We start from the raw sequence: 17,390 nt of genomic DNA, 5'->3' as shown, positions 1-17,390 counted from the left end.
AAAATTTACTTTGCAGCGCGCGCCACTTCACGGGCAACGCGTTCGGTGGCATCCGGGATCGCAACCTGACGGGCCTGTTCAGCCATGGTCAGCAGCGTCGCGCGGTCCCACTGGCGCAGCGTCTCCGCTACCCCTTCCGCAGTGAACTGCGGCTGCTCAAAAATTTTGGCCGCGCCCGCGTTTTCCAGCGGCAGCGCATTCCAGTATTGCTGGCGATCTTTATGCTGAAACGGCACGAAAATAGCCGGCAGACCTGCCGCCGCAATTTCGCTGACCGTCAGCGCACCTGAACGACATACCACCACGTCCGCCCAGGCGTAGGCAGCGGCCATATCGTCGATAAACTCGGTAACCTTATGCTGTGGCTGACCCGCAGCCTGATACGCCTGCTGCACTATCGCCTGGCCGCCTCTGCCAGTCTGATGCCAGAGGGTAATGGCATCGCCCAGTTCGGCAGCAACCTGGGGCAGCGTCTGATTCAGGATCCGTGCGCCCTGACTGCCGCCAACAACCAGCACCCGCAGCGGGCCGCTGCGATCGCGCAGGCGTTCAGCCGGCGACGGCAGCGCCAGCACATCGGTACGCACCGGGTTACCGACGATATCCGCCGCCGGAAACGCACCGGGAAACGCCTGCATCACTTTAGTGGCAATTTTTGCCAGCCATTTGTTGGTGAGTCCCGCGATACCGTTCTGCTCGTGAAGCACCACCGGGATACCGCAGCTCCATGCCGCCAGACCACCCGGCCCGGAGACATAGCCACCCATGCCCAGCACCACGTCGGGCTGCCACTGTTTCATGATGCGGCGGGCCTGACGCCAGGCGTTGATAATACGCACCGGGGCCAGCAGCAGCGCTTTGATGCCTTTGCCACGCAGTCCGCTGATGCGAATGAAGTCGATCTCAATGCCGTGTTTCGGCACCAGATCCGCTTCCATCCGGTCAGCCGTTCCCAGCCAGCGTACCTGCCAGCCCTGCTCCATCAGATGATGTGCCACGGCCAGGCCGGGAAACACGTGTCCGCCGGTTCCGCCAGCCATGACCATCAGCCGTTTGCTACTCATCGGGCACCTCGGGTAAACGCCTGCGCTTTCGCCAGGCGCGTTTCATAATCGATACGCAGTAAAAATACGATGGCGGTCGACATAATAATCAGACTCGAGCCCCCGTAACTGATCAGCGGCAGCGTCAGGCCTTTTGTCGGCAGCATACCGGCTGCCGCACCGACATTAACCAGCGCCTGGAAGCTAAACCAGACGCCAATTGAACAGGCGAGAAAGCCGGAAAAGCGCTGGTCAAGTTCAAGGGCGCGACGGCCGATCGACATCGCGCGAAAAGCGACGAAGAATACCATTAACAGGGCTAAAACCACACCGACATAACCGAGCTCTTCGCCGATTATCGAGAAGATAAAATCGGTGTGCGCCTCCGGCAGATACTCCAGCTTTTGCACGGAATTACCCAGCCCCTGCCCCCAGAATTCACCGCGGCCAAACGCCATCAGCGACTGCGTCAGCTGATAGCCGCTGCCAAACGGATCTTCCCAGGGATTCCAGAACGAGGTGACGCGGCGCATACGATAGGGTTCGGCGATAATCAGCAGCACCACGGCAAAGATCCCGGAGCCGATAATCGCAAGGAATTGCCACAGTTTGGCGCCCGCGAGGAACAGCATCGCCAGCGTGGTCACAAACAGCACCACCACGGTCCCCAGATCCGGCTGGGCCAGCAGCAGTACGGCGAGGATCACCATCACGCCCATCGGCTTACAGAAACCCCAGAAGTTATTACGCACCTCTTCCACTTTACGCACCAGATAACTGGCGAGATAGCAGAACAGCGAGAGCTTTGAGAGTTCCGCAGGCTGAATACGCAGCGGCCCCAGCGCAATCCAGCGCGATGCACCGTTAACCGAGCTGCCCACGACCAGTACAATCAGCAGCATCAGCACCGACGCTACCAGCATGGCGTTGCTGTAGCGCTGCCAGAAATCCATCGGAATACGCAGGGTAACCAGCGCCATACCGAGTGCCAGCAGGATATAAAACGCATCGCGCTTGGCAAAATAGAAGGGATCGTCGTTCAGACGCTGTCCTACCGGCATGGAGGCAGACGTCACCATGACAAACCCGATAATGGCCAGACCAAACGTCAGCCATAAAAGCGTGCGATCGTAAAGCACCACCGGCGCATCGTCGCCGTCGCGCGCGCCCATGACCCAGTCGCGCAGACGCACGGACAGGAAACTGGCAAGGGCAGTTCCGGGTATACGCATCAGCCTGACTCCTTCGCCAGCTGCGCGAAGAGATCGCCGCGCTGCTCAAAATTACGAAACTGATCGAGGCTGGCACAGGCGGGCGAAAGCAGCACCATGTCACCAGCCTGAGCCGCCGCGGCAATCTGTGCGACCGCCTGCTGCAGCGTTTCGGTTCGTGTCGCCACGTCTGGTCGCAGTGCGGCCAGCGCATCGCCATCGCGGCCAAAGCAGAACAAACGGACATTGTCGCCCTGCAGATAACGCGCAAGCGGAGAGAAATCCGCGCCTTTACCATCGCCGCCGAGCAGCAGCCAGAGCGTACCCGCTACCTGCAGCCCCTGCAGCGCCGCTTCGGTACTGCCAACGTTGGTGGCTTTGGAGTCGTTGATCCAGCGCACTCCGCGCGCTTCATGCACTAACTGGAAGCGGTGCGGCAGACCGCTATAGGTCGTCAGCGCTTTCAGGCTCGACGCGCGCGGGATAGCCACTGCATCCGCCAGCGCCAGCGCAGCCAGCGCATTGGTGTAATTGTGCTGCCCCACCAGCTTCATCTCAGCGGTGTTCAGGATCTTTTCGCCGCGAGCGCGCAGCCATGTGCTGCCCTGCTGCCGGGTCAGATGATAATCGCCCAGGTCGACGCCAAAGCTGATACAGCGCCGATCGGCACCGCGGACCGGCATGGTCAGGCCATCATCGGCATTGACGACACAAATCGCTGCGTTTTCATAAATACGTAACTTGGCGGCGCGATACTGCTGCATACCCAGCGGATAGCGATCCATATGATCTTCGGTCACGTTGAGGATCGTAGCCGCCGCCGCTTTCAGACTGTGTGTTGTTTCCAACTGAAAGCTGGAGAGTTCAAGAACATAGAGCTGCGCGGGCGATTTCAGCAGCGTCAGCGCCGGCAGGCCAATGTTGCCCCCGACGCCCACAGCCCAGCCCGCTGCACGGGCCATTTCGCCCACCAGCGTCGTGACCGTGCTTTTACCGTTGGAGCCGGTGATGGCTACCACCGGCGCCTGCGCTTCACGGCAGAAAAGCTCAATATCTCCCACAATCTCAATTCCGGCGTCCGCTGCTTCGCTCAGGGCCGGATGCGCCAGCGCAATGCCGGGGCTGGCCACGATCAGATCGGCGGCCATCAGCCAGTCGCTGTTGATACTGCCGGTATGACACGCCACCTGCGCCGGCAGCTTATCCTGGCCGGGTGGTGAGACGCGGGTATCCATAACGCGCGGCGTCACGCCCTGCCCCAGGAAGAAATCGACACAGGAGAGGCCGGTAATACCCAGCCCGATAATGACAACGTTTCTGCCCCGATAGTCAGCCATGATTAACGCACCTTCAGCGTAGCCAGGCCAATCAGCACCAGCATCAGCGAAATAATCCAGAAGCGCACGATAACGCGCGGCTCCGGCCAGCCCTTGAGTTCATAGTGGTGATGAATAGGCGCCATGCGGAAAATACGCTGGCCGCGCAGTTTAAAGGAGCCAACCTGCAGGATCACCGACAGCGTTTCAACCACAAACACGCCACCCATGATCACCAGCAGAAACTCCTGACGCAGCAGCACCGCCAGCGTGCCGAGCGCGCCGCCCAGTGCCAGTGACCCTACGTCACCCATGAAAACCTGCGCCGGATAGGTGTTAAACCACAGGAAACCGAGCCCGGCCCCGACGATCGCAGTACAGACAATCACCAGTTCGCCGGCATGGCGCAGATAGGGAATGTGCAGATACTCAGCAAACTTCACGTTGCCGGTTGCCCAGGCGACCAGCGCAAAGCCAGCGGCGACAAACACCGTTGGCATAATCGCCAGGCCATCGAGACCATCGGTAAGGTTCACGGCGTTACCGGTGCCCACAATAACGAAGTAGGCCAGCACCACATAAAACAGTCCCAGCTGCGGCATCACATCTTTAAAGAAGGGCACCACCAGCTGGGTAGCAGGCGTATCTTTGCCGGCCACAAACAGCGCAAATGCCACACCCAGTGAGATCACCGACATCCAGAAATATTTCCAGCGCGCGATGAGTCCTTTGGTATCTTTGCGCACCACTTTACGGTAGTCGTCAACAAAGCCAATGGCGCCAAAGCCCAGCAGGACCACCAGTACACACCAGACGTAGGGATTAGAGGGATAGGCCCACATCAGTACGGAGATCGTGATTGACGTCAGGATCATAATGCCGCCCATGGTCGGCGTGCCGCGTTTGCTGAAATGCGACTCCGGGCCATCATTACGTACCACCTGGCCAATCTGCAGCTTCTGCAGCCAGGCGATCAGGCGCGGTCCCATCCATAATGAGATAAACAGAGCGGTCAGCAGGCTGACAATGGCGCGAAACGTCAGATAGGAAAAGACGTTAAAACCGGAATAAAATGCGACCAGATGTTCGGCCAGCCAGACTAGCATGTTCCTTTCTCCTTCAGTCCCTGTACTACCTGCTCCATGGCGGCACTACGTGAACCTTTAACTAAAATAGTGATCTCAGGATGCTGCGCGAGCAGCGCCTGCAGATGCGCGATCAGTGCGGCTTTGCTGGCAAAATGCTGTCCTTTGCCGCTGCTGTCGCTGATAAAATGGCTGAGCTGCCCCGTGCTGAGCACGGCGTCCACGCCAGCAGCGAGTGCTGCGGCACCCACCTGACGGTGGCACGCTTCCGCTTCGTCACCCAGCTCGCCCATGTCCCCCACCACCATAACGCGGAAGCCTGGCATCTCACCCAGCACCTGCGCAGCGGCCGTCATCGATCCCACGTTCGCGTTATAGCTGTCATCCAGCAGCAGCTGTGTTGCCGAGAGACGAACCGGGAACAGACGTCCCGGCACCGGCTGCAGCGTTTTCAGGCCAGCCTGAATAGCCGTCAGTGGCGCATCTACCGACAGGGCCAGCGCCGCAGCGGCCAGCGCGTTAGCGATATTGTGGCGGCCCGGCAGCGGCAGTTCGATAGCGATCTCTCCGCGCGGCGTGTGCAGCGTAAAGCAGGTCACGTCAGGTCGCAGTACGATATCGCTGGCGCGAAACTCCGCGTCCGTCAGCGGTTGTGGCGAAAAGTGCCACAGCGTTCTGCCGGCAAAATAGGGCTGCCAGTTAGGGAGATCGTGACTGTCCGCGTTCACAATGGCCGTGCCGTGCAGCGGCAAACCGGCAAAAATTTCGCCTTTCGCTTTCGCCACGCCTGCCAGTGAACCAAAGCCTTCGAGGTGAGCCGCCGCCAGGTTATTGACCAGAGCGGTCTCCGGCTGCACCAGCGCGGTGGTATAGGCTATTTCACCCTGGTGGTTAGCGCCCAGTTCAATGACTGCGTACTGATGTGCCGGCGTCAGGCGCAGCAGCGTCATCGGCACGCCGTAGTCGTTGTTCAGGTTACCGGCAGTGTAGAGCGTTTCACCGCACTGGCGTAAAATCGCCGCCGTCATCTCTTTCACTGAGGTTTTACCCGAGGAGCCGGTCAGCGCAACAACGCGCGCAGTTGACTGCTGGCGTACCCAGGCACCAAGCTGGCCGAACGCAATGCGCGTGTCAGCCACCACTACCTGTGGCAGCGCAACCGGTAACGGCCGGCTGACCAGCAGCGCCTGCGCACCGCTGTTCATCGCCTGTTCAGCAAAATCGTGCGCATCAAAACGCTCACCCACCAGCGCCACAAACAGGCAGCCTGACGTGACTTTACGGGTGTCAGTGGTGACTTCATGCAGGGTTGCATCGCTGCCGTGCAGCGTGCCGCCGCTGATGTCAGCCAGCGTTTGCAGCGTAATCGGGATCATGCCATTACTCCCAGCAGTCGGGCGACCGTATCGCGGTCCGAGTAGTCGAGACGACGATTGCCAATAATCTGATAATCTTCATGTCCCTTACCGGCGACGAGCACGATATCGTCAGCTTTCGCCTGCATCACGGCACTGGTCACCGCCTGTGCCCGGCCTGGCACCACGCGCGCGCGGCCAGGATCAAGCAGCCCGGTCAGAATATCGTCCACAATCGCGGCGGGTTCTTCGCTGCGCGGGTTGTCATCGGTGATCACCACAACGTCAGCAAACTGTTCAGCAATCGCCCCCATCAGCGGACGCTTGCCTTTGTCGCGATCGCCGCCGCAGCCGAAGACGCACCAGAGCTGGCCCTTACAGTGCAGACGCGCCGCTTCCAGCGCTTTCTCCAGCGCATCCGGAGTATGCGCATAATCCACCACAACGGTGGCTTTGCCCGGTGCGCTGAATACTTCCATGCGGCCGCATACCGGCTGCAGTTCTGCAGCGGTTGCCACTAAGGTTTCCAGCGGATAGTCCATGGTCAGCAGCGTAGCCAGCGCCAGCAGCAGATTGCTGACGTTAAAGGCGCCCATCAGGCGGCTGTTGAACGTGCCTTCACCCCAGCTGGAGCTGAAGCGCACGCGTGCACCATTGTCGTGGTACGTAACCTCAGTGGCGTTGAGCCAGCGCCCGTGCCAGCTGGCTGGCAGGTTATTTTCCATGGTCACGGCGACCGCATCGGGCAATTGCTGCAGCCAGCGGTAGCCGGTATCATCATCAGCATTGATGATTGCGTCACCAATCTGATGTTCAGAAAAGAGCAGCCACTTGGCTGACTCATAGCTTTGCATGTCGCCATGGTAGTCGAGATGATCGCGGCTCAGGTTAGTAAACACCGCAGCAGCAAACGGTAATGCCGCTACGCGGTGCTGTACCAGGCCGTGCGACGAGACTTCCATCGCCGCCAGGGTAGCGCCCTGCCCGACTAAGTCGTGCAGAATATGCTGAACCTCAACCGCCGATCCGGTGGTGTTCTCTGCTGGCAGCAGCTGGCCATACAGACCATTACCCACGGTGCCCATAACTGCGCCCGTCTCGCCCAGCAGGTTAGCCCACTGCGCGATCAGCTGGGTGGTCGTGGTCTTGCCGTTTGTTCCGGTCACGCCTGCCAGCTTCAGCTTGTTGCCCGGCTGCTGATAAAAACGCCCCGCCAGCGCCGAGAGGCGCTGCGGCAGCTGCGCCAGATAGATCACCGGCACGCCGTGTATTTCACGGATATCGCCGTCGCTGGCTTCGCCTTCCGCTTCGGCAATCACAGCAGCAACGCCCTGCGCAATGGCCTGCGGGATAAAGCGCCGGCCATCTGCATGATGGCCCGCTACGGCGATAAACAGATCGCCGGCCGCCGCCGCGCGGCTGTCCAGCGTCATGTCACGAAGGGGACGCGCCGGCGCGCCAGCCACCCAGGGGGCCAGTAAGTCGCGCAGGTTACGATCTGTCACTTGATGCCTCATTTCTGTTCTTCACTAATTCGTTTTTGTCCACGACAGGCAGTGCATCCGGCTCAATATTCATGGTGCGTAATACGCCGCCCATAATGGCGCCAAACACCGGCGCAGAGACTGCACCGCCATAATATTTACCGGCCTGCGGATCGTTAATCACCACGACCAGCGCAAAACGCGGCTGGCTGGCGGGCGCCACACCGGCGGTGTAGGCGATATATTTATTGACGTAGCGGCCATCGGGACCCACTTTTTTCGCGGTGCCGGTTTTAATCGCAATGCGATATCCTTTGATAGCGGCTTTTACACCACCACCGCCAGGCAGCGCCACGCTCTCCATCATATGCATCACCGTTCTGACCAGGTTCTCCGGAAAGACGCGCTCACCCGCAACCGGCGGATCCACTTTGGTAATGGAGAGGGGACGATTGATGCCATAGCTGCCAATCGTTGCGTAGACTCGCGCTAACTGTAACGGCGTTACCATTAGCCCGTAGCCGAAAGAGAAGGTGGCCCTCTCTATGTCAGACCACCGTTGTTTTTGAGGGTATAAGCCACTGCTTTCCCCGACCAGCCCCAAATTGGTCGGTTTTCCCAGTCCAAAGCGCGCGTAAGTCTCTACCAGCGCTGAGGAGGGCATCGCTAACGCCAGACGTGAAACTCCGACGTTACTCGACTTCTGCAAGACCCCGGTCAGGGTCAGTTCGTTATAGCGTGCCACGTCTTTGATCTCATGACCGTTTACGCGGTACGGCACGGTATTCAGTACGCTGTTCTCTTTCACCACCCCACGCTGCAGCGCGGTCATCACCACCATGGGTTTCACCGTTGAACCGGGCTCAAAAATATCGGTGATGGCGCGGTTACGCATGACATCTTTTGGCGTATTGCTGAGGTTATTTGGGTTGTAAGCAGGGCTGTTTGCCATTGCCAGCACTTCACCGGTGCTGACATCAACCAGCACCGCCGTGCCCGACTCCGCTTTGTTAAAGGCGACCGCATTGTTGAGTTCGCGATACACCAGCGCCTGCAGCCGCTCATCAATACTCAGCGTCAGATTGTGTGCAGCACGGCTGTCGACCGACGAGATATCTTCAATCACGCGCCCGAAGCGATCTTTACGCACCGTCCGCTCGCCTGGCGCGCCCGTCAGCCATTTATCGAAGCTTTTCTCAATCCCTTCGATGCCCTGCCCGTCAATGTTGGTGAAACCAATCAGATGCGCAGTGACCTGACCGGCCGGATAGTAGCGGCGCGACTCCTGACGCAGATAAATACCCGGCAGCTTCAGTTTTTTCACATAGTCGCCAATGGCCGGGTTAACCTGACGCGCCAGATAGATGAAGCGCCCTTTGGGATTAGCGTTGATGCGTGCGGCCAGCTGATCCAGCGGGATCGACAGCGCATCTGAGAGCGCTTTCCAGCGGCTGTCCAGAGTAACGCCGCCGTGACCAATCAGCTCTTTGGGATCGGCCCAGATAGCATTGACCGGCACGCTGACGGCCAGCGGACGTCCGGCGCGGTCGCTGATCATGCCACGCGCTGTCGGTACTTCCTGCACGCGCAGCGAGCGCAGATCGCCCTCTTTAACCAGCCGATCGGGCTTGATTACCTGCAGCCAGGCGACGCGCGACAGCAGCCCACCCAGCGCCAGTAAAATACAGCCGCACAGCAAAGCAAAACGCCAGCTTACAAAGCTGGCCTTATCTTCCTGTTTTTTTAACTTCAGCGTTTTGCCTGCGCCGCTCATTGAGGTCTGCGATTCCTTATTTCTGCACCACAATATTTTCCTGAGAAGGATCAACGTGCCGCAGCTGCAGCTTATCGGTTGCGATCCGCTCTACCCGGCTGTGATCGCCAAGCGCGTTCTCTTCCAGAATCAGGTTACGCCATTCGATATCCAGCGCATCACGCTCCAGCACCAGCTGTTCGCGCTGCGCCGTTAACAGGCGCGTTTTATGTGTTGTGGTCACGACCAGTACAGAAGAGACCAGTACGGCAATCAGTAACAACACCGGGATCTTGCCAAAGCGCAGCAGGTCTCCGCCGATCACGCCGGGCAGACTGTGCCGCTCATTGCCAATCATGGCGCGGTCCTTTCAGCAATACGCAGCACCGAGCTGCGCGCACGCGGGTTTTCCCGCACTTCTGCTTCACCCGGGATCAGTTTGCCCAGCGTTTTCAGCTCGCGTCCGCCCAGCGCTTTCAGCTGGCTTTCCGTCATCGGAATACCCGCCGGAACCTGCGGACCGCGGCTTTGATCGCGCATAAAACGTTTCACCAGGCGATCTTCAAGAGAATGGAAGCTGATGATGGATAAACGGCCGCCCGGGGCCAGAACAGAAAGCGCGCCTTTAAGAGCGGTATCAATCTCTTCCAGCTCGCTGTTAATCCAGATACGAATAGCCTGAAAGCTGCGCGTAGCCGGGTGCTTAAATTTGTCTTTGACCGGGGTTGCTGCGGCAATGACGTCAGCCAGCTCTTTGGTGCGCGTCATCGGTTGTTCCCGATTACGCTCTGTGATGGCACGTGCAATACGCTTTGCGAAACGCTCTTCACCGTATGTTTTCAGCACAAAGGCGATATCAGCTTCTTCTGCGTGCAGCAGCCACTCAGCAGCAGAGTGACCTCGCGTGGGATCCATGCGCATATCCAGCGGACCGTCGCGCATAAACGAGAAGCCGCGTTCGGCGTCGTCCAGCTGCGGCGAAGAGACGCCCAGATCAAGCAGGACGCCACTGATTTTCCCGGTTAGCCCGCGCGCGTCGACATAATCTGCCAGCGCTGAAAAAGGGCCGTGCACAATGGAAAAGCGCGGATCGTTGATCTCAGCGGCCGCCGCAATTGCCTGCGGATCGCGATCGATGGCCAGCAGCTGCCCATTCTCGCCAAGCTGCGAAAGGATCAGGCGTGAGTGGCCACCGCGGCCAAAGGTGCCGTCAATGTAAATGCCGTCTTCCCTGATATTAAGGCCGTTTACCGCCTCATCCAGCAGCACCGTGGTATGTTTAAAATTTTCCTGCATAGCTATAGCGATAAGTCCTGCAACCGCTCAGATAAAGGTTCCTGAGCTGAATGTTCTGCGTCAATATCATCCCTGACTTGTTGATACCAGGTCTGTTCATCCCACAATTCAAACTTGTTGAACTGCCCAACCAGCATCACTTCTTTTTTCAGTCCTGCGTGCTGCCTCAAGGTATTTGCCAGCAGCAACCGGCCTGCACTATCCATCTGGCATTCGCTGGCATGTCCAAGCAGCAGACGCTGTACGCGTCGTTCTGCCGGATTCATGCTCGATAAGCGAGCCAGTTTTTTCTCAATGATTTCCCATTCGGGCAGGGTATAAAGCAGCAGGCAGGGCTGGTGCAGGTCGATAGTAGAGACCATCTGACCCTGAGACTCTGCGATCAGTAATTCGCGATAGCGCACCGGAACCGCTAACCGCCCTTTACTGTCGAGATTGACTAACGTTGCCCCGCGGAACATGCCAGCCTGACTCCTCAGCTACCGTTTTCACCACTTTATCCCACTTTTTACCACGAAACGAGTTTACGGAGCCGATGAAAACATTGTCAAGCCGCAACGGCAGGTGAATATCACTCTTTACATCCCGGAAAAATAAGCGGAAAGCGAAATAAAAAAGCGCGCGGAATGGCAAAGCAAAATTAAACCGATGAATAACAGTATAAAAATATCTGCTCACTTCAAATATGATTAAATTTGATTCAGATTTGGCTTAAGTACGCCAGAGCAGGGTTATGCGACAGCGGCGGCATTTTAGGGGATTTCTGAAAGGAAGCCCAGCGCAAGCGCCTGTTGATGGGGATCAAAAATGACTAACTTTTACCCAGCAAGATTAAATTGATCTCTGTTTTGTGATAATTAATGGCTGTTATTTACGCTTTTTTACGTCGGATAATTAATTGCCCGCCAGATACTGAATAAAATGGCGGGCATTATCATGCCCGCTGACTCATTTTGTCAGACGGCTTAATTGCCCGCGATGAAATAAGTTACGGCGAATGCGTGTTAACCCGGGTTTAGGTTTACGTGGTTCATCAAGTGAAGCCAGCACCAGCTCCAGAACCCGCTCTGCCACATCGCGGTGCCGCTGTCCCACCGCCAGTACCGGACAATCAAGAAAATCGAGTAATTCATGATCGCCAAACGTGGCGATCGCCAGATCTTTCGGCAGTCGCCCTTCTCGTTTCAGCGTGACATCCATTACGCCCTGCAGCAGACCAAACGAGGTGGTAAACAGCGCATCGGGCATCGGATTTTCATCCAGATAGTGTTCAAACAGTGCGGCAGCCGCCGCGCGATCAAAACTGTTGCAATAGAGATAACTGACTGAACGCTCATCATCCTGCCAGGCTTCGCGAAAGCCCATTTCGCGCAGAAAACTCACGGAAAGCTCCGGCAGCGCGCCCATAAACAGCACGTTTTTCACCGGGAGCTGACGCAATTCAGCAGCCAGCGCGCGTGCATCATCCTGATCGGCCCCCACAACGCTGGTAAAGTGTTCACGATCCAGCGCCCGGTCCAGCGCCACAATCGGCAGCGGGTCGTTTATCCAGCGCTGGTAAAACGGATGCTCCGGCGGCAGCGAGGTAGAAACGATGATTGCATCGACCTGACGCTGCAGCAGATGCTCGATACAGCGCATTTCGTTATCAGGCTGATCTTCTGAACAGGCGATAAGCAGCTGATAGCCGCGCTGGCGTGCCTGACGCTCCAGATAGTTGGCAATACGCGTGTAGCTGGTATTTTCGAGATCGGGGATCACCAGTCCGATAGAGCGCGTGCGCCCTGCGCGCAGGCCTGCGGCGACCGCATTGGGGTGATAGTTATACTCACGCACCACCGCCATTACTTTCTCAACCGTTTTGTCGCTGACACGATACTGCCGCGCTTTGCCATTGATCACATAGCTGGCAGTAGTACGCGAGACGCCGGCCAGACGCGCAATTTCATCCAGTTTCACGATAACACCTTCATGTCGATAAGCCAGAGCTGGCGGAGATATCCGCAACGTAGCTGTGGATAAAATCTTTGTTACATCTAACCGCAGAAAACCGGCCTGAGCAACCGCTTTTCATCAGCAAACGAAGCCGGCGCATAAAATAAAAAAACCCGGCATTACGCCGGGTTAGAGTAAACTACGGTGATAACGGAGCGGGATTAACGCATGATGCGCTCGCCGCGTGACACGCCAACGATCCCCGAACGCGCCACCTCAACAATCTCTGCCACTTCCCGCACGCTGCTGAGAAACGCATCGAGCTTATCGCTGGTGCCTGCCAGCTGAACCGTGTAAAGCGTTGGTGTGACATCAACAATTTGTCCGCGAAAAATCTCTGCGCTGCGCTTCACTTCTTCACGGCCATATCCGCTGGCCTGAATTTTTACCAGCATGATCTCACGCTCAACGTAAGCGCCCTGCCCCAGTTCAGTGACGCGCAGCACATCCACCAGCTTATGCAGCTGCTTCTCAATCTGCTCAATCACTTTTTCATCGCCTACGGTCTGAATAGTCATGCGCGACAGAGTCGGATCGTCGGTAGGCGCAACGGTCAGGCTCTCAATGTTATAACCGCGCTGGGAGAAGAGTCCGACCACGCGGGATAAGGCGCCCGATTCATTCTCCAGCAGCACCGATAGAATACGACGCATAATTAAGTCCTCTCCGTCTTGCTCAACCACATTTCATCCATTGAGCCGCCCCGAATCTGCATCGGATAGACATGCTCGCTGCCATCAACCGTGACATCCACAAATACCAGCCGCCCTTTTGCCAGCGTATCCAGCGCCAGCTGCAGCTTCTCTTCCAGCTCGGCAGGATGCTGAATGGCAATACCGACGTGACCATACGCCTCAGCCAGACGGACAAAATCAGGCAGCGACTCCATATAGGATTGAGAATGGCGGCCGGAATAGATCATATCCTGCCACTGTTTCACCATACCGAGGACACGGTTATTCAGGTTAAGTACCAGCACGGGCAGATCGTATTGCAGCGCGGTCGACAGCTCCTGGATGTTCATCTGAATACTGCCATCCCCGGTAACACAAATCACCGTCTCTTCCGGCAGTGCCATCTTCACGCCCAGCGCAGCCGGCAGTCCAAAGCCCATGGTGCCAAGGCCACCGGAGTTGATCCAGCGACGCGGTTTGTCAAACGGGTAATAGAGGGCAGCAAACATCTGATGCTGTCCGACATCAGAAGTCACATAAGCCTCGCCGCCTGTCAGGCGGGCAACCGTCTCTATTACCGCCTGCGGTTTGATCTTATCGCTGCTGCGATCGAATTCCAGACACTTGCGGCTGCGCCAGGTTTCAATGTTCTGCCACCAGTCGCGCAGACTGTCGTGCTGCTGCTGTGTTTCACTCTGCGCCAGCAGCTCCAGCATCTGTACCAGCGTCTGTTTCGCATCGCCAACGATCGGGATATCTGCGCTGACCGTTTTGGAGATCGACGTCGGATCCACATCAATGTGCATGATGGTCGCATTCGGGCAATATTTTGCCAGATTGTTGGTGGTGCGATCGTCAAAGCGGACGCCGATGCCAAAGATCAAATCGGCGTTGTGCATGGTCATGTTGGCTTCATACGTGCCGTGCATGCCAAGCATGCCGACACACTGACGGTGCGTGCCGGGAAACGCGCCCAGTCCCATCAGTGAAGTGGTTACCGGAATATTAAGCTGCTCAGCCAGCTGGCGCAGTTCCGCTTCGCATCCCGACGTAATAGCACCGCCGCCGGCATAAATGACCGGCTTATGCGCACCCAGCAGCGTCTGCAGTGCGCGCTTGATCTGACCTTTATGGCCCTGCAGCGTCGGATTATACGAGCGCATGCTGACGCTTTCCGGCCAGGCATACGGCAGTTTATTCGCCGGATTCAGGATATCTTTAGGCAGATCGATGACTACCGGGCCGGGACGCCCGCTGGCCGCCAGCCAGAAGGCCTTCTTAAGCACCGTAGGGATCTCTTCTGTGCTTTTTACCAGGAAGCTGTGTTTGACCACCGGCCGGGAGATACCGACCATATCGCACTCCTGAAACGCATCATAGCCAATCAGCGATGAGGGCACCTGACCTGACAGGATCACCAATGGAATCGAATCCATATAGGCGGTCGCGATACCGGTGATAGCGTTCGTCGCCCCCGGGCCAGACGTGACCAGCACGACGCCAACTTCGCCGGTTGCCCGTGCCAGACCATCTGCCATGTGCACTGCGCCCTGTTCGTGACGCACCAGTACATGGTCAATTCCACCGACCGTCTGCAGCGCATCATAGATATCAAGCACTGCTCCGCCCGGATAACCGAATACCTGCTTTACGCCCTGATCGATCAACGAACGGACGACCATTTCGGCTCCTGACAACATCTCCATTTTCTGCCTCCAGGCGTCAGAAACAGCCGCGACGGGCAGCGCTGTCCAGCGCACGGTGTCGCATCTGTTCCCTTATCGCCAATTAAGATCAAAATCTTATGTTTATGCTCAGAAGAAGGAATTCATTTCCGCCTTCCAGATATCGGGAATCTACCTGAATGAATTCTTTTAAGAGTAGGACGATTACCATAACCGCAGAGCCTGCGGGCTGCAAACCGCCAGGCCCTGCGACGCGCGTTCCCGGACAAGTAAGCCTCTGATGTGCCGGGTCAGGGTACGATGAATAAACTGATCGGCAGGCATAAATTCAGAGGAATATGCTGGTCTGAAGATTATTTTCAGCGAGTTGTAAGAAATATATTTTTGTTATCGTCCGCTGCGTCAGCCCACAATGTTTTTAACACGGATCTTTCCCGCGTGATTAACGTTAAAAATCACTGCCAGCATTATATTATTCTGCCTTGCAGGCTAAGGCTTATATTTTTAACTATAGATAAAATTAAAATAAAATAGCAAAATCAGGTAGTTAATCGAGATAATCGCTTTATGATAGCGCGCATTATGTAGCGCTATAAGATGCAAGACGATATTTCTTCGCGATCCTCCATCCATGCCAATATTTACAGCAGATCGCGCTTTTAGCGTAAGTAAAATAGCCCCTGATGCAGGGTTGACATCACATCGCTAATCCAGTACCAATATGTACAGCACACATTTTATGGGGTCTGATTCATGTTTCGTTCTTTCCGCCTACTCGGTCTACTACTAAACGCATCCAGTTTGCGCGGTAGACTCGTGGGCGAAATCAACAACTGATTCCAACCCGCTGAAAGTTAAAAACCCGCGCCACTGCGCGGGTTTTTTTATGCTCGTTGCTCCGGCGAAGTTAATGCAAAAGGAAGATAACCATGAGCCAGCAAGTTATTATTTTCGATACCACTCTGCGCGACGGTGAGCAGGCATTACAGGCCAGCCTGAGTGTTAAAGAAAAATTGCAGATCGCCCTGGCGCTGGAAAGAATGGGCGTGGACGTAATGGAAGTGGGTTTCCCGGTCTCTTCTCCCGGTGATTTTGAATCGGTACAGACTATTGCACGTACGATCAAAAACAGCCGCGTCTGCGGGCTGGCGCGCTGTGTCGAAAAAGATATCGATGCCGCTTACGAATCACTGCGCGTTGCCGACGCGTTCCGTATTCATACTTTTATTGCCACCTCACCGATGCATATCGCGACCAAGCTGCGCAGTACTCTGCCGGAAGTGATTGAGCGTGCGGTGCACATGGTAAAACGCGCACGCAATTATACCGATGACGTGGAGTTCTCCTGTGAAGATGGCGGGCGCACGCCGATTGACGATCTCTGCCGCATGGTTGAAGCCGCCATCAGCGCCGGTGCTACCACCATCAATATTCCCGATACCGTTGGCTATACCCTGCCCGGTGAGTACGCCAATATTATCGGACAGCTGGTTAACCGCGTGCCTAACATCGACAAAGCGATTCTGTCGGTGCACACCCATGATGATTTAGGCATGGCCACCGGCAACGCTATTGCTGCGGTACTGGCGGGCGCGCGTCAGGTTGAGGGTACGCTGAATGGTCTGGGCGAGCGCGCCGGTAACTGTGCGCTGGAAGAGGTGATCATGGCGATCAAAACCCGCCAGCAGATCATGAATGTTCACACCGCTATCAACCATCAGGAAATTTACCGCACCAGCCAGATTATCAGCCAGATCTGCAACATGCCGATTCCGGCGAACAAAGCGGTGGTCGGCTCAAATGCGTTTGCGCACTCTTCCGGCATTCATCAGGATGGCGTGCTGAAAAACCGTGAAAACTACGAGATTCTGACGCCTGAATCGATCGGTCTGCACAAAATTCAGCTGAACCTTACCTCTCGTTCCGGACGCGCGGCGGTAAAACATCGTATGGAAGAGATGGGCTACAAAGAAGCGGACTACAACCTCGACGCGCTGTATGACGCCTTCCTGAAGCTGGCCGACAAGAAAGGTCAGGTATTTGATTACGATCTGGAAGCGCTGGCCTTTATCAATAAACAGCATGAAGAACCGGAGTTTTTCCAGCTCAACGAATTCAACGTCCAGACCGGCTCCAGTGTCACGGCCACCGCTTCAGTCCAGCTCGGCTGCGGTGAGGAGACCAAAGCGGATGCGGCCACCGGTAACGGCCCGGTTGACGCAGTCTATCAGGCAATCAACCGCATTACCGGCTTTGACGCTGAGCTGGTCAACTACAAGCTGACGGCGAAAGGTCACGGTGAAAATGCCCTGGGCCAGGTGGATATCGTGGTGAATTACAACGGACGCAAGTTCCACGGCGTAGGCCTGGCAACCGATATTGTTGAATCCTCTGCCAAAGCGATGATTAACGCACTCAACAATATCTGGCGGGCAAAACAGGTCGAAAAAGAACTGCAGCGTAAATTTAAAGAACAGAAGGAAACGGTGTAAC

At 56.5% G+C, this 17,390-nt stretch carries 15 protein-coding genes; 2 read left to right on the top strand and 13 right to left on the bottom strand.

The genetic code is table 11. From position 1 onward, the window contains the following. Positions 1-5: 5 nt before the first annotated feature. The 13 genes from murG to ilvI all read right to left on the bottom strand — a co-directional run bounded on the left by murG (position 6) and on the right by ilvI (position 14,918). A complete protein-coding gene (gene murG, locus B3041_RS13180) occupies positions 6-1,064 on the bottom strand; it encodes an undecaprenyldiphospho-muramoylpentapeptide beta-N-acetylglucosaminyltransferase (RefSeq protein ID WP_065650136.1) in 1,059 nt (352 codons plus the stop codon). Beyond that, complete coding sequence (ftsW, locus tag B3041_RS13175; RefSeq protein WP_065650137.1) at positions 1,061-2,275, bottom strand: cell division protein FtsW; 1,215 nt, start codon at positions 2,273-2,275, stop codon at positions 1,061-1,063. Before ftsW ends, murG begins: the two co-directional genes overlap by 4 nt. Continuing rightward, entirely contained in the window at positions 2,275-3,591 is a 1,317-nt protein-coding gene (gene murD / locus B3041_RS13170; protein ID WP_065650138.1) for a UDP-N-acetylmuramoyl-L-alanine--D-glutamate ligase, read from the bottom strand. Before murD ends, ftsW begins: the two co-directional genes overlap by 1 nt. Before the next feature lie 2 nt (positions 3,592-3,593). Further along, positions 3,594-4,676: a phospho-N-acetylmuramoyl-pentapeptide-transferase gene (mraY, locus tag B3041_RS13165; RefSeq protein WP_039382574.1), complete on the bottom strand. Its 1,083-nt coding sequence runs from the start codon at positions 4,674-4,676 to the stop codon at positions 3,594-3,596. Further along, a complete protein-coding gene (gene murF / locus B3041_RS13160; protein WP_292975465.1) occupies positions 4,670-6,031 on the bottom strand; it encodes a UDP-N-acetylmuramoyl-tripeptide--D-alanyl-D-alanine ligase in 1,362 nt (453 codons plus the stop codon). The genes mraY and murF overlap by 7 nt, the downstream gene beginning before the upstream one ends. Continuing rightward, on the bottom strand, positions 6,028-7,515 hold the full coding sequence (gene murE / locus B3041_RS13155) for a UDP-N-acetylmuramoyl-L-alanyl-D-glutamate--2,6-diaminopimelate ligase (RefSeq protein WP_292975462.1): 1,488 nt from the start codon (positions 7,513-7,515) through the stop codon (positions 6,028-6,030). Before murE ends, murF begins: the two co-directional genes overlap by 4 nt. Continuing rightward, positions 7,502-9,268: a peptidoglycan glycosyltransferase FtsI gene (locus B3041_RS13150; RefSeq protein ID WP_065650141.1), complete on the bottom strand. Its 1,767-nt coding sequence runs from the start codon at positions 9,266-9,268 to the stop codon at positions 7,502-7,504. Before B3041_RS13150 ends, murE begins: the two co-directional genes overlap by 14 nt. A gap of 16 nt (positions 9,269-9,284) precedes the next feature. After that, complete coding sequence (ftsL, locus tag B3041_RS13145) at positions 9,285-9,605, bottom strand: cell division protein FtsL (protein WP_039382567.1); 321 nt, start codon at positions 9,603-9,605, stop codon at positions 9,285-9,287. Further along, entirely contained in the window at positions 9,602-10,543 is a 942-nt protein-coding gene (rsmH, locus tag B3041_RS13140; RefSeq protein ID WP_065650142.1) for a 16S rRNA (cytosine(1402)-N(4))-methyltransferase RsmH, read from the bottom strand. The genes ftsL and rsmH overlap by 4 nt, the downstream gene beginning before the upstream one ends. Positions 10,544-10,545: 2 nt before the next feature. After that, on the bottom strand, positions 10,546-11,004 hold the full coding sequence (mraZ, locus tag B3041_RS13135; RefSeq protein ID WP_065650143.1) for a division/cell wall cluster transcriptional repressor MraZ: 459 nt from the start codon (positions 11,002-11,004) through the stop codon (positions 10,546-10,548). 487 nt (positions 11,005-11,491) lie between these two features. After that, positions 11,492-12,502, bottom strand: a complete 1,011-nt coding sequence (gene cra / locus B3041_RS13130) for a catabolite repressor/activator (RefSeq protein WP_065650144.1) — start codon at positions 12,500-12,502, stop codon at positions 11,492-11,494. Between the two features lie 197 nt (positions 12,503-12,699). Next, entirely contained in the window at positions 12,700-13,191 is a 492-nt protein-coding gene (gene ilvN, locus B3041_RS13125) for an acetolactate synthase small subunit (protein WP_065650145.1), read from the bottom strand. Between the two features lie 2 nt (positions 13,192-13,193). Continuing rightward, a complete protein-coding gene (gene ilvI / locus B3041_RS13120) occupies positions 13,194-14,918 on the bottom strand; it encodes an acetolactate synthase 3 large subunit (RefSeq protein ID WP_065650146.1) in 1,725 nt (574 codons plus the stop codon). Between the two features lie 732 nt (positions 14,919-15,650). Here ilvI and leuL point away from each other — a divergent pair. Together leuL and leuA are read left to right on the top strand one after the other, a co-directional pair. Beyond that, positions 15,651-15,734 carry a leu operon leader peptide gene (gene leuL / locus B3041_RS16925; protein ID WP_108569992.1) on the top strand — a complete coding sequence of 28 codons (84 nt, stop codon included), beginning with the start codon at positions 15,651-15,653 and terminating at the stop codon, positions 15,732-15,734. A 92-nt stretch (positions 15,735-15,826) separates the two neighbouring features. Continuing rightward, on the top strand, positions 15,827-17,389 hold the full coding sequence (gene leuA / locus B3041_RS13115; protein WP_292975451.1) for a 2-isopropylmalate synthase: 1,563 nt from the start codon (positions 15,827-15,829) through the stop codon (positions 17,387-17,389). Position 17,390 lies beyond the last annotated feature (1 nt).

It is taken from the genome of Pantoea sp. UBA4549 (assembly GCF_002387285.1).
Classification (GTDB): domain Bacteria; phylum Pseudomonadota; class Gammaproteobacteria; order Enterobacterales; family Enterobacteriaceae; genus Pantoea; species Pantoea borealis.
This window is presented reverse-complemented; position numbering and strand designations above follow the sequence as displayed.

What these genes read in the sequence shown, in the direction of transcription:
- murG (WP_065650136.1), bottom strand. Translation starts at nt 1,064, where the DNA reads ATGAGTAGCAAACGGCTGATGGTCATGGCTGGCGGAACCGGCGGACAC.
- ftsW (WP_065650137.1), bottom strand. Translation starts at nt 2,275, where the DNA reads ATGCGTATACCCGGAACTGCCCTTGCCAGTTTCCTGTCCGTGCGTCTG.
- murD (WP_065650138.1), bottom strand. Translation starts at nt 3,591, where the DNA reads ATGGCTGACTATCGGGGCAGAAACGTTGTCATTATCGGGCTGGGTATT.
- mraY (WP_039382574.1), bottom strand. Translation starts at nt 4,676, where the DNA reads ATGCTAGTCTGGCTGGCCGAACATCTGGTCGCATTTTATTCCGGTTTT.
- murF (WP_292975465.1), bottom strand. Translation starts at nt 6,031, where the DNA reads ATGATCCCGATTACGCTGCAAACGCTGGCTGACATCAGCGGCGGCACG.
- B3041_RS13150 (WP_065650141.1), bottom strand. Translation starts at nt 9,268, where the DNA reads ATGAGCGGCGCAGGCAAAACGCTGAAGTTAAAAAAACAGGAAGATAAG.
- ftsL (WP_039382567.1), bottom strand. Translation starts at nt 9,605, where the DNA reads ATGATTGGCAATGAGCGGCACAGTCTGCCCGGCGTGATCGGCGGAGAC.
- rsmH (WP_065650142.1), bottom strand. Translation starts at nt 10,543, where the DNA reads ATGCAGGAAAATTTTAAACATACCACGGTGCTGCTGGATGAGGCGGTA.
- mraZ (WP_065650143.1), bottom strand. Translation starts at nt 11,004, where the DNA reads ATGTTCCGCGGGGCAACGTTAGTCAATCTCGACAGTAAAGGGCGGTTA.
- ilvN (WP_065650145.1), bottom strand. Translation starts at nt 13,191, where the DNA reads ATGCGTCGTATTCTATCGGTGCTGCTGGAGAATGAATCGGGCGCCTTA.
- ilvI (WP_065650146.1), bottom strand. Translation starts at nt 14,918, where the DNA reads ATGGAGATGTTGTCAGGAGCCGAAATGGTCGTCCGTTCGTTGATCGAT.
- leuL (WP_108569992.1), top strand. Translation starts at nt 15,651, where the DNA reads ATGTTTCGTTCTTTCCGCCTACTCGGTCTACTACTAAACGCATCCAGT.
- leuA (WP_292975451.1), top strand. Translation starts at nt 15,827, where the DNA reads ATGAGCCAGCAAGTTATTATTTTCGATACCACTCTGCGCGACGGTGAG.